9 protein-coding genes are annotated in these 12,816 nt (G+C 36.1%); 6 read left to right on the top strand and 3 right to left on the bottom strand.

The window, feature by feature from the left end; genetic code table 11:
* Positions 1 to 126 precede the first annotated feature (126 nt).
* The 5 genes from acpP to thyX all read left to right on the top strand — a co-directional run bounded on the left by acpP (position 127) and on the right by thyX (position 5,023).
* Positions 127 to 387: an acyl carrier protein gene (acpP, locus tag OOL03_RS00550; protein ID WP_006279836.1), complete on the top strand. Its 261-nt coding sequence runs from the start codon at positions 127 to 129 to the stop codon at positions 385 to 387.
* A gap of 13 nt (positions 388 to 400) precedes the next feature.
* Positions 401 to 1,672 (top strand): beta-ketoacyl-ACP synthase II, encoded by a 1,272-nt coding sequence (fabF, locus tag OOL03_RS00555; protein WP_264707403.1) that lies wholly within the window; start codon positions 401 to 403, stop codon positions 1,670 to 1,672.
* Positions 1,673 to 1,901: 229 nt separating this feature from the next.
* Positions 1,902 to 2,726: a CPBP family intramembrane glutamic endopeptidase gene (locus tag OOL03_RS00565; RefSeq protein WP_265014112.1), complete on the top strand. Its 825-nt coding sequence runs from the start codon at positions 1,902 to 1,904 to the stop codon at positions 2,724 to 2,726.
* A gap of 155 nt (positions 2,727 to 2,881) precedes the next feature.
* Positions 2,882 to 4,159: a UDP-N-acetylglucosamine 1-carboxyvinyltransferase gene (murA, locus tag OOL03_RS00570; RefSeq protein WP_006279833.1), complete on the top strand. Its 1,278-nt coding sequence runs from the start codon at positions 2,882 to 2,884 to the stop codon at positions 4,157 to 4,159.
* A gap of 9 nt (positions 4,160 to 4,168) precedes the next feature.
* Positions 4,169 to 5,023 carry an FAD-dependent thymidylate synthase gene (gene thyX / locus OOL03_RS00575; protein ID WP_015589436.1) on the top strand — a complete coding sequence of 285 codons (855 nt, stop codon included), beginning with the start codon at positions 4,169 to 4,171 and terminating at the stop codon, positions 5,021 to 5,023.
* Between the two features lie 72 nt (positions 5,024 to 5,095).
* On the opposite strand, the gene OOL03_RS00580 is transcribed toward thyX, so the two are convergent.
* Entirely contained in the window at positions 5,096 to 6,880 is a 1,785-nt protein-coding gene (locus OOL03_RS00580) for a hypothetical protein (RefSeq protein WP_264707405.1), read from the bottom strand.
* A 144-nt stretch (positions 6,881 to 7,024) separates the two neighbouring features.
* Between OOL03_RS00580 and priA the strand changes: the two genes are divergently transcribed.
* The gene (gene priA, locus OOL03_RS00585; protein ID WP_264707406.1) at positions 7,025 to 9,367 is read left to right on the top strand and encodes a replication restart helicase PriA; all 2,343 of its coding nucleotides are present in this window, start codon (positions 7,025 to 7,027) and stop codon (positions 9,365 to 9,367) included.
* Between the two features lie 9 nt (positions 9,368 to 9,376).
* Here priA and petA read toward each other — a convergent pair whose 3' ends face one another.
* Both petA and gyrA read right to left on the bottom strand, forming a co-directional pair.
* Positions 9,377 to 9,976, bottom strand: coding sequence for a ubiquinol-cytochrome c reductase iron-sulfur subunit (gene petA / locus OOL03_RS00590; protein ID WP_010963095.1), 600 nt, complete (start codon positions 9,974 to 9,976; stop codon positions 9,377 to 9,379).
* A 92-nt stretch (positions 9,977 to 10,068) separates the two neighbouring features.
* Positions 10,069 to 12,771, bottom strand: coding sequence for a DNA gyrase subunit A (gyrA, locus tag OOL03_RS00595; protein WP_264707407.1), 2,703 nt, complete (start codon positions 12,769 to 12,771; stop codon positions 10,069 to 10,071).
* Positions 12,772 to 12,816: the final 45 nt, after the last annotated feature.

Consider the following 12,816-nt stretch of genomic DNA (forward strand, 5'->3'; position numbering starts at 1 on the left):
TAGCACGTAACGCTAGCCAGCTAGGGCAGTAGAAAACTTTACTGTAGTTTACCAGTTATAAAAGATATTGCAAACATAAAAATTTTTTATAACATCAAAGAATAGGTTATTTTTTTGGTAAGAAATGTGAATAGCGAACTAGCAAAGAGCACTAGAGAAGACATAGAAGAAAAAGTGAAAAAGATTATACTAGAGCATATTAGTAAGGATGTAGAGAAATTCAACAGCTCTTCAAAGCTTTCGGAGCATGGTACAGACAGCTTAGATGCAGTTGAAATCATCATGGCAGCAGAAGAAGAGTTTGGAATAGAAATTCCAGATGAAGACGCACAAAAAATGGAAACTATGGAGCAAATAGTTGAGTACATTAATAATAAAAAAGGCTAATAGTTAGTGTTAAATGAGCAGAAGAGTAGTAGTCACTGGTGTTGGTTTAATCACTCCACTAGCGGCAGATGTTGACAACACTTGGTCAAGGCTAATAAAAAGTGAGTCTGGCATAAAAGCAATCAATACGGATAGATTTGACTCTTCTGATCTTGCTTGCAAAATTGCAGGGCAGGTGCCGTTGCAATCAGACAACATTGAGCACCATTTCAATCCACTAGATTATATTTCTGAGAAAGACTCAAAAAGGACAGATCGTTTTATCCATTACGGTATTGCAGCAGCTATTCAGGCAGTAGATGATTCATTAATTTTGGAAAGCCAAAATATCAATCGGGAACGTGTTGGTGTGACTATTGGCTCTGGTATAGGTGGTCTTCCGTCAATTCAGGAAAATGTTATTACCATGCAGGAAAAAGGGCCCAGACGTGTCAGTCCATTTTTTGTCCCTGCAAGTCTAATAAATTTGATATCTGGCCATATTTCTATTAAATACGAATTTACAGGTCCAAACGATTCAGCAGTAACCGCATGTGCAACAGGTGCGCATGCAATCATAAACTCAGCAAAAACTATAAAACTTGGTGAAGCAGATGTTATGATTGCAGGTGGAGCAGAAAGTGCACTGTGTAGAGTTGGAATTGCAGGTTTTGCATCTATGAAAGCGTTATCAACTAAATTCAATGATAAACCCAAAGAAGCTTCAAGACCATGGGATGCAGAACGCGATGGTTTTGTTATGGGTGAAGGAGCAGGTATATTGGTGTTGGAAGAATACGAACATGCAAAAAAAAGGGGGGCAAAAATACATGCTGAACTGGTTGGGTACGGACTCACAGGAGATGCGCACCACATTACAGCACCACATCCAGAAGGAAGAGGCGCATTTAAGGCAATGCAGCTTGCTTTAAAGAGCGCGCAAATTAATCCCAATCAAGTAGGGTATATCAATGCACATGGAACTTCAACGCCACTTGGAGATAAAATTGAAGTAATAGCAATGAAACAGTTATTCGGTGACTACGTTTATAAAATACCTGTTTCTTCAACTAAATCTTCTATAGGACATTTACTTGGTGCTGCAGGGAGCGTTGAAGCAATATTCAGTATTCTTGCGTTAAATAATGGAATTATTCCGCCAACCTTAAATTTACACAAGCCTTCAGAAGGATGTGATTTAAATTTTGTACCGTTTAAAGCTCAGGAGCATAAAATTCAATATGCACTTTCTAATTCGTTTGGTTTTGGTGGCACTAATGCATCGCTCATATTTGGACAAGTTTAGTTGATGTCACCCCAGTGTCTTCCTCTTGTCATGCAAGCAGCTCTCCTACTGTCATCCCAGCACGTGACACTGGGATGACAAACGGTTGTGAAAGGGAATACATATAAAAATTAAACTATCAATAGCAATTCAAAAAGAAAAAATATTCTATTCATCCCTGAAGAAGTATTTTATTGACAATTTATGAATAAAGATCAATAATGCAGAAAAGGAATTGATAGGCGTATGCATGAATTTAACCACTATTAATTATACATTATTTGTTGTAATTACATATTTTTTGACGTGCATTATAGCTTGGTGCTTACCTTTCAAAGACATAACATTATTAACAACATTTGTTCCGGCTTCAGTTGCAATTTTGCTAACCATTTATAATAAACAGAAGGTAAGGGATCTTTTTAAACTTAGTTCGCCAAAAAACTGTCTATTAGGGTTTATACTTATTCTGGTAAGTATGCTAATTTCCAATGGTCTTTTGTCAATTTACTGCGGTTTTTCATTTTTCCGAGAGTCTTTTACGTTAGACCGTGTAAAGGATTTGAGTGCAGTTTTGAGTCCATTAGTGATGTTATTTGTTTTATTATCAACCTTTGTGATGTGGATCATTATGTCTCTTGGTGAAGAGATCGGTTGGCGTGGCTATCTTTTGAAAAATCTTAAAAGCAAAATATCAAATTTTTATATCAGAGCAATTATTGTCGGTATTATTTGGTCAGTATGGCACATACCAACTTATGTGGTTGCTGGCTCAGCTTTGTGGAAGGATGGCTTTACATTCCCGACTATTTGTGCTTATACCCTTTATATTTGTGCAATGTCTATAATGTTTACCTGGTTGTTTGAAAAAGACAACTCGATTTGGCCAGTAACTATTGCTCATGCAACAAATAATCTTGTGTATAGTGTTTTGAGCATTCTAATGCCGTCTCCTCCTCTGTCAACTTTCGATGCAGTAATTCGCCTTACATTAGGAGCAGCTGGTTATTTCATTGTTGCAATTGGTGTTATTTGGTTTGATAAAGCTCGAGAGCGTCATTTGAGTAATTCATAGTATAAAATTTCGGGGGCAATTCGCATCAGGTGTCATGCAGGTAGCATGACACTGGGATGATGAGGAAGAAAAAGCAAATTTTGCCTTTTACGGTCAATCTATTATACTTAGTAAGACTTCAATAAACTAATGAATTATACTTTATATCTAATTAAATGCACAAGATATTAATAAGAAATAACTACAAACCTTTGGTCGGAAAAATCAAGATTAATGGCTCAAAAAATGCTGTTTTACCAATAATGGCAGCAAGTCTATTAAGTAGCTCCCCGGTAATTTTGCATAATGTACCTGATTTAATTGATGTGCATCTAATGTCTAAGTTGCTTGAAAGTCTTGGAGCAGAAGTGAACTTTATGCACAATAAAAATTATAAAGCGAACCATACTTTGAAAATTGACTGCAGCAATATCAACAATCACGTGATGCCATATAAAACCGCAAGTAAGCTAAGAACTTCTTTTCTAATATTGGGTCCAATGCTTAGCAGATTTGGCAAAGCGAGAACAGCATTTCCTGGTGGATGCAACATTGGAAAGCGTCCCGTTGATATGCATATTAAAGCATTAGAAGAAATGGGAGCTAAAATTGAAATTGACGGCTATAATATAATTGCAACAGTGAAAGGAAAGCTACAAGGAAAAGAAATCACATTTGAGAAAATAAGTGTTGGCGCAACAGAAAATGTAATAATGGCAGCAACATTTGCAGAAGGAGTGACAACAATAAACAATGCTGCAACTGAGCCGGAAGTTCTTGATTTAATAGATTTTCTGAAGAAAATGGGTGCTGATATTGAAATTGATAATACAAAGGTCATAATAACAGGAGTTGAAGCACTAAATGGATGTGTTCATAAAATAATACCAGATCGCATAGAAGCAGGCACCTATGCACTAGCTGCTATAATAACCGGTGGTAAGTTGGAGTTGGAAGGAATAAATCTATCTGATATAAGGTGTATTACAAATGAGTTGGAGACTATAGGAGCTATGGTTGAACTGTATGATGGAGGCATTGTTATTTCCAGAAAAAATGGCTCTATTAAGTCTGCTAACGTTGCGACAGATCCATACCCCAATTTTCCCAGTGATATGCAACCACAACTGATGTCTGCAATGTGCATCGCTGATGGGATATCAGTAATTGAAGAGAACATTTTTGAAAACAGATTTACACATGCAGATGAATTGAGAAAGTTAGGTGCTAATATCAGCATCGAGAAAAGCAAAGCTACTATAAGTGGAATAAAAAGCTTATCTGGAGCTAATCTATATGCTACTGACTTAAGATCAACAGCAGCTTTGGTGCTTGCTTCTTTGGTAGCCGGTGGAGAAACTATAATAAACAATTCACATCATTTATGGAGAGGATATGAAGCAATGCATGAAAAACTCAATTCATGTGGAGCTGATATCTCCATTTCGTCTTGAGGATATTTTATGAATGAAGCAACCAAACGAACTATAGTAAAAGAAATAGATGCAATCTTATATGAAGAACATAAGGTATTAGACCATGGATTTATTCGAGTAGTGGATTATATGGGCTCTGATAGCGCTATAGTTCAAGCTGCTCGTGTTTCTTATGGCAAGGGAACAAAACAGATAAGTCAGGATGAAGCACTTATAAAGTATTTAATGAGACATCATCATACAACTCCATTTGAAATGTGTGAAATTAAGTTTCACGTGAAACTTCCAATTTTTGTTGCAAGGCAATGGATAAGGCATAGAACTGCAAATGTGAATGAATATTCAGCAAGGTATTCAATACTTGATAATGAATTTTATACACCTAAACCAGAACAAGTTGCAAAACAATCTGACAATAATAAACAAGGTAGCGGGGAAGCTTTTGATCCAGATACCTCAAAGGAAATAATAGATTCTTTAACAAATGACTCTAATTTAGTATATTCTCATTATGAAAAATTTATTGAGCAGGGGCTTGCAAGAGAAATTGCCAGAACTAACCTAATGCTTAATTACTACACGCAATTTTATTGGAAAATAGATCTGCATAATCTCCTTCATTTTTTGAAGCTTAGAGCTGATAAGCATGCCCAATATGAAATCAGAGTTTATGCAGAAGTTATGCTGGATATAATAAAAAAATGGGTTCCACTGGCCTACAATGCCTTTGTTGAATATTGCCTAGAATCAGCCTGTATTTCAAGAACTGGTCTAGAAATAATTCGCAAATTAATTAAAGGGGAAAACGTTACTAGAGAAGAAAGTAATATTGGTAAAAGAGAATGGGGCGAGCTGATGTCTATACTTGATAAACAATCTTAAAGATAAAGGCATACGTGTCAATCTCCTCTGTCAGTTAACTCTCGTTCACCAGATTGAATCTTGCTTTTTACATCACATTAACTCATTACTTTTATAGAACATCTCATTAAAATCATTTAGAGTTCCAAAATCCTGACCCTTGATAAACAGGTGATCATTAGCAACATGTGCTTCATCAAGAGTAAACAGCTCGTAATGATGATTGTGAGCGGGCCTAACAATTTCATTATATAAAACCATTACTTGTTCGTAGTTATATCCATCGCCAGCATGATATTTACCACGTACGGTATCATAAAAATTCTTTACATCATCATATGTCACTTGCAGCTCCACCTTATACTTTCCCACTTCAAGAGGACTTCCTGTCTTTATTTTTAAGGGATGTTGTGAATTTGCAACACTGTTAGAAGTTTCTGCTTCAATATCAGAATTTTTATCCATATTTTCTATCACACTTGCCATAACAGTTTCTTGTTCATCTTCTGTTGGTTTTGTTTGTTTTTCAGTCTTATTACTGCTACTGTCAGTTTCCACAGTTACTTTTTTTACTTCTATATCTTTTTGAGCTTTCTCATTACTTTGCTTGTGTATTTCATCTCCATGCAATTTTTCCTGCAGAGCTTTTTTCGTATCAGCATAATCATCACGATTGCTTTGCAAAGCTGGTTTATAACTGCTGCTATCATCCGCTTGCATTTGATCTATATAGTTAGATTCTTCTTCCTGTATAGTATTTTTTGCGTTATCCTCACCAACCGTTCCTTTCTCCCCAGACTTGGCTTCACTCTCTACCACAACTTCTTCGTCTACTTGCTCATCATCAATTGTAAATTCAGTACCTATCTGATTGCTATCTTCCTCCAATTCATTAGATAATTTTTCAGATAGCTGGTCACCACTCAAATATGGTTCCTTTGAATATTTAGCATAATTATGGGGATCGGTTCTGTTTTCTGAATAAAACCCACTTTCAAAGTCTGAGTAGGAGCTTTGATTGAGCACAAAAAATAAGTTTTCATAATTAACCAGCATATCACTATCAGGGCTAACAAAATTTAAATATTCATCGCCTTCCCATTCTGGGTGGTGTCTATACTCTGCTATGTAGTATTTACTAGAGTCGAGAGGTATCTTGTCACCTTCTTCCCCATCAAGTTGTAAAACTACTGCTGAATGCCCATTACCTAAATCATTACCTTTTACCACTTTGAATATTTTAATCTCATCCTTTTCTACAAGTTCTTTTAACTCCTCGTTCTTTTCATTTAACTCTTCCTCCCTTTGTCTTTCTGCTTCTCTTTCTCTTGCCAATCTTTCTGCTTCTTCATCAGCTTTCTTCTGCAGTTGTGAGAATACATTTTGTAATATATCTTGTGTGGTTAAGCTATTTGTGTTGCTTAAAAAATTATCTAACACATTTGATGCAATTGGTGACAATTCACCGTGATCATCAAATACTTTTTCCTTTGCTTTATCATAGTGATTTGGGTTATAGATTGCATACAGAGGATAAAAACCATAATCTGCAATTGACGCTCCGTCAGGTGATAGTTCCATTGAGAATCCATAGTAATTAAGTGGAAGATTGGAGGTTAAATATTTACCGTTATCATCCCTAACGTATAGCTCACTTCTACCATTGTGCTCACTATATTTGTTGTAGTAGATATAAAAATTCTCATGGTTAAGATTGAAGTGATCATCTAGATTATCGAATTGAATTGTACTGCCAAGCTTCTCGCGCAAAAGATTTTTGCTTTCATCTGTAAGCTTTATATGTGCAGAAAAGTAGTATCGATCTATAGGTTCGCCTTTTTCTATTTCAAAGTTCAAAGTAATCTTGTCGTTGACCATTGGTAGCCTCCACAAATTCTATAAATCATTTTATTTATCAATCATACGGTCTGTACTATGAAAAATGTGTTAAACGTTAAGATTTTCTCTGTACCGATTCATCTATATTGCCAAGCTTAATAAAGTTACAAGCTCTTTAAAACAATGTTAAACTCAATCACTATGGCAAAAACAGTTGACGTATTACTACCACTTCCAATTGATCAGTTATTTTCATATGCAATTGAGGAAAATACTGAGATTTTACTTGGAGATTACGTAGTGGTGCCATTTGGCAAAAAACGCTTAATCGGAATAGTTTGGAAATACAGTGATAAAAGTAACCGAGAATTAAAATTTATTGAGCAAAAAATCGATTTACCAAATATTAGACCAAAATTGATTGCATTTGCAGAGTGGGTTGCACAATACAATTTAATACCTATTGGTATTCTTGCCAAAGTGATAATGGGAGGAGTGTTAAAAGTAAATCACATAGATAAATTGGTTTGTGTTGAACAAAAGCAGGAAACAAGTGAAATAAGCTGCAAATTGAGTCCTGAACAGCAGGTAGCTAGTGATAAAATAATCAGCAATTTGAACGAATATTCAGTGACTTTGCTTGACGGTGAGACCGGGTCTGGAAAAACCGAAGTTTATCTCTCTGTGATTGCACAATTGATTAAGAATTACACTGCCGTTCCAAATGCTGCTCAGACTTTACCATCCCAGTGCCCAGAGACACAACTGTACGAACATTGTGATTTGGGTCTACCAAGAGGGTGTTATCCGAGTAGCCTGACACTGGGATCCAGTTTTTCATATAACATCATTACAAATGTTTATTTTAACTTAAGACCAATACCTAATTTACAATCAAAATTCCTGGATTCCAGTGTCAAGCACTGGAATGACACCTTTGTACTCAAGGCAAAACCCACTGTAACATTTAGCATACCGTCTTTGCCACGTACTAGTATGACACCAGAATATGTTGAAATGACACCAGGAGAGGGTAATGCACAAATTTTAATCCTCCTACCTGAAATTGTTTTAACTTCACAATTGGTAAATCGTGTTCGCGGTCAGATATCAAAAAACTTAGTTGAATGGCACTCAGGGCTCACTCCAAAAACTCGCCGGAATAATTGGCTCAATATAGCAAATGGAAATGCGCAGATAATTATTGGTGCACGGTCAGCGCTTTTTTTGCCTTATAAAAACCTAAAATTGATTATCGTTGATGAAGAGCACGACTCATCTTTTAAACAAGAACAGGGAATTATATATAATGCTCGAGATATGGCGATAATCTTAGCCAAATTTGAAAATATTCCGATTATTTTATCATCAGCTACTCCACTGCTTGAAACGATTCATCATGTTAAAAACGGGAATTACAATCATGTAAAGCTAACTAAACGATTTGGTGGTGCAGAATTGCCACTCATTAAAGTAGTAGATATGAGGAACAACAAGCAATGGATCTCCTCTGAGCTTTTTGAAAGCATCAAACAAACCATAGAGAAAAAACAGCAGGTTATGCTTTTTCTAAACCGCAGAGGGTATGCACAACTGGCAATTTGTAAAAAGTGTGGATATAAAATTTCCTGCTTAAATTGTGCTGTTTGGCTTACATATCACAAGAAAAAAAATGCTCTTTTGTGCCATCATTGCTCTTATCAATTAAAACTTCCAGAGAAATGCTCTAATTGCCAAAGTGAACAGCCATTGTCCCTCTACGGCATAGGAATTGAAAGGTTGCTTGAAGAAATGGTGAAATTAATACCAAACGCAAAAACTGCGATGATAAGCAGCGATCAGAAGTCGGTTAGTAACATCATTGATTTAGTGTTAAAGGAAGAGGTGAACATTATAATCGGCACACAGATAATTGCTAAGGGGCACAATTTTCCTAAATTAACTTTGGTTGGAGTAATAAATGCAGATTTGAGCCTCGAAAATTCTGATTTGAGAGCAGCGGAAAAGACGTATCAATTATTGCACCAAGTTGCAGGCAGATCAGGAAGGTTTAATGAAAAAGGAATGGTAATAGTGCAAACCAATAACCCTGAAAGTTCAATAATAAAAGCATTGCTGCATCAAAAAAGGGACTCATTTTATGAAATTGAACTTAAGTCAAGACGTGAAGCCAAAATGCCACCATTTAGCAGATTAATAGCGCTTATCATTTGTGGTAAGAATCAGATTGCAACACAAAAAGCAGCGAATGAAATAGTAAAATCTCTTCTTTGTCATCCAAGTAGCTTAACTACTTGTATCCAGGAAAAAAATGTAGGTGTAGACAAAAAGGAATTTGAAATTCTTGGCCCATCACCAGCAGCGATAAATTTTTTAAATAATAAGTATCGGTATAGGGTATTATTAAAAATACACAATAAACACAGTTTATCTATACAAAAAAAGCTGAAATATTGGATTAAAAATTGTAACTTGAATTCGAGTATTGCAGTGATAATAGATGTTGATCCTGTGAGTTTTTTTTAACGAGTTCCGTTAAGCCTTCTTGCCAATTACCACAACATTCTCACTGGGAAAAAAATAATCAGGTACAGCCATATTTTTCGGTGCAGGACCCCCAATTACTCGACCTGATGTATCATAATATGAACCGTGGCAAGGACAAAACCAACCATTACCATCTCTTGTAGCGTGGTCAACCGGTACACACCCAAGATGTGTACATATTCCAAGCATAATTAACCATTCGTCTTTTCCTTCGTATACTCTCTGCTCATCTAATTGAGGATCCCTCAAGCTCTTCACATTCACAGCTCTTGCAGCCTCAATTTCTTGCTTTGTGCGTCTACGAATGAATACTGGTTTACCTTGCCACTTTACTTTTACTCCGTGTCCTTCCTGAATTCCAGACAAATTCACCTCCACTGTGGAAGTTGCTAGAACTTCAGCAGAAGGATTCATAGATTTAACCAGTGGCCAAAGTCCGCTTGCAGCTCCTATACCTGCCATAGCGCATGTAGTTAATGTTATAAAATCTCTCCTACTCTTATTTTTAGTAAGATCTTTAACAGGAGGTGTTTTTTTATCCTCTTTGTCTGCCAGTGGTTTTTTATTTTTAGTTAATTTTTTGTCCATTGATCTTTACTTAGCCATAAGTATATATTTTAATTTAAATACTGCATATTAATCAACAAAAACTTGCGCTTTTTGTTTAACCTATACTACGGTTAAGAAGCGATAGAGTTTTCAACTTCAGAAATACTATCTTCAGTGGAATCAGGATCTTCAATTTTCGCTACTGACACCACTTTTTCTCTACTTTCTGTTTTAAACAGAGTGACTCCTTGAGTGCTGCGTCCTGCAATTCTAATCTCATTGACCGAAATGCGAATTAACTTTCCTTTATCTGTAATAAGCATTATATTATCACCCTGCTCAACTGGAAAACTAGCAATAACATTACCGTTTCTGCTAGTAGTAAGAATATTGGTGATACCAACACCACCCCTGTTAGTTATTCTATACTCATACGCAGAAGTTCTTTTACCAAAGCCATTTTCGGTAATAGTTAATATAAACTCCTCATTCACTGCAAGTTTTAAGAATAATTCGTTATCTATTCCTAAATCATTCAAAGTCTTTTCCAATTTAGAATCAATAGAGTTATTAATTGCAGTTCCCAGTCTTTTTGCAAGTGGAACTTTTAAGTAAAGTTCTTTTGTTTCTGTTGCTACACCTATCCCATTTAATATGGTCATGGATATCACGCTGTCATTCTTTGCAAGTTTGATACCTCTTACGCCATCTGAATTGCGACTTTTAAATTGACGCACATCACTTACAACAAATCTGATACTTTTGCCGAATCTTGTTGAAAGAAAAACATGATCAATTGCATTGCATACTTTAACCAATATTAATTTGTCTCCTTCGTCGAGCTTTATTGCTATTTTTCCATTGCTTGGAATATAGTGAAAATCCGCTAAAGAGTTACGCCTTATGTTTCCATAGGCAGTAGCAAAAACTATGTTTTGATTTTCGTCATTTTCACTTGGCAATGGCATGATATTAGTTATAGTTTCACCATCGCTAAGCGGAAATATGTTAACAAGCGCTCTTCCACGTGCAGTTGGCTCTGCAAGAGGTAACTTATAAACTTTTAATCTATAAACTCGACCAATGTTAGAAAAGAATAAAAAGCTAGTATGGGTATTTCCAACAAATAATTCTGTGATTACATCCTCTTCTTTTAATCCCTGTCCTAGCTTTCCTTTTCCACCACGACGCTGAGTTCTGTAGTGAGAAAGTTTTGCACGCTTGATATAACCATTCATAGTTACGGTTATCACCATATCCTCTTGTGGAATTAGATCTTCAGCTTCAATGTCCGCGTCTGACTCTTCTATTGAAGTTTTTCGCGGCACAGCAAATCTGTTCTTTATTTCTTGTAAATTGTTTTTTATTTCTTTCATCAACTTCTCTTCTGAGCCAAGAAAAGCGATATATTCTTTTATCAGGTTGATCATTGAACTTAGCTCAGCTTCTAATTTGTCTTTTTCAAGGCCTGTTAAACGCTGCAGTTTCATATCAAGGATAGCCTTAATTTGTAGCTCAGTTAATCTATACACTCCATCTTTCAAAAAGCTTGCGCTATCTGAAATCAACTCAATAATAGTGTTGATTTCATTCGAAGTTTTCCATTCTTTATTTAAAAGTTCTCTACTTGCTTCCGCAGGATCTTTTGCACCGCGGATGATTTTTATCACTTCATCTATGCTGAGGACCGCAATGTAGAGCCCTATATATATATGAGCTTTTTCTCTCGTTTTTCTTAGACGAAATTCTGTTCTCCTGATTAACACTTCTTTTCTAAAGTCAACAAAAGCAGCTATGATTTCTTTTAACGACATCAAAGCAGGCCTGTTGTTATTGAGCACTAAAGTGTTAACACTAAAACTACTTCTTAGTGGAGTTAGCCCCAATATTTGATTAAGTATAAAACTTGCCTCAGCATTTCTTCTGAGGTCAATTACTACTCTAATACCAGACTTATCGGACTCATCCCTAATTTCTGTTATGCCATCAATTCTTTTTTCTTTTACAAGCTCACCTATCTTCTCAATTAATTTTACTTTGTTTACCTGGTAAGGTATTTCATCAATCACTATTGCTTGCCTATCTTGTGGCAGGTCTTCTATGTGAGTCTTGCCTTGCACAACAATTGATCCACGACCCGTTGCAAATGCTGATCTTATTCCAGACCTTCCAAGAATCGTTCCCCCAGTTGGGAAATCCGGCCCTGGCATCACTTCAAGTAACTCATCAAAAGTAACTTCAGGATTATCTACATATAATATACAAGCATCTATTATTTCTCCAAGATTATGAGAAGGAATATTGGTTGCCATACCAACTGCAACACCACTTGCACCGTTTACCAATAGATTCGGAAACTCTGCAGGCAGCACAACTGGTTCTGTTTCATTTCCATCGTAGTTTGGCCTAAAATTAACTGTATCTTCATCAATATCATTCAGTAAAAAGTGCGACACTTTTTGAAGTCTTGCTTCTGTGTATCGCATTGAAGCTGGTGGATCTCCATCTATCGAACCAAAGTTACCTTGCCCATCAATAAGCGGTAAAAGAAGAGAGAAATCTTGAGCCATTCTAACCAAGGAATCGTAAATAGCTGCATCACCATGTGGGTGATATTTCCCCATTACATCCCCAACTATACGAGCTGCCTTTTTATATGGCTTACCGGCATCGAATCCAGCTCTTGACATTGCATATAATATGCGCCTGTGAACAGGTTTAAATCCATCCCGCACGTCAGGTATAGCCCGGCTTATGATAACGCTCATTGCGTAGGAGAGATAAGAATCTTCCAGCTCTTTTACTATTGAGATTGGTACTATATTATCCTGCATTTTTTATACTTTAATTGAAGTAATTAATAATACTAACATTCAGTT

Origin of the sequence: Wolbachia endosymbiont (group A) of Acrocera orbiculus (genome assembly GCF_947250015.1) — a bacterium.
Taxonomy (GTDB): domain Bacteria; phylum Pseudomonadota; class Alphaproteobacteria; order Rickettsiales; family Anaplasmataceae; genus Wolbachia; species Wolbachia pipientis.

Coding starts and splice junctions, on each gene's coding strand:
- fabF (WP_264707403.1), top strand. CDS start 401: ATGAGCAGAAGAGTAGTAGTCACTGGTGTTGGTTTAATCACTCCACTA.
- OOL03_RS00565 (WP_265014112.1), top strand. CDS start 1,902: ATGAATTTAACCACTATTAATTATACATTATTTGTTGTAATTACATAT.
- murA (WP_006279833.1), top strand. CDS start 2,882: ATGCACAAGATATTAATAAGAAATAACTACAAACCTTTGGTCGGAAAA.
- thyX (WP_015589436.1), top strand. CDS start 4,169: ATGAATGAAGCAACCAAACGAACTATAGTAAAAGAAATAGATGCAATC.
- OOL03_RS00580 (WP_264707405.1), bottom strand. CDS start 6,880: ATGGTCAACGACAAGATTACTTTGAACTTTGAAATAGAAAAAGGCGAA.
- priA (WP_264707406.1), top strand. CDS start 7,025: ATGTTAAACTCAATCACTATGGCAAAAACAGTTGACGTATTACTACCA.
- petA (WP_010963095.1), bottom strand. CDS start 9,976: ATGGACAAAAAATTAACTAAAAATAAAAAACCACTGGCAGACAAAGAG.
- gyrA (WP_264707407.1), bottom strand. CDS start 12,771: ATGCAGGATAATATAGTACCAATCTCAATAGTAAAAGAGCTGGAAGAT.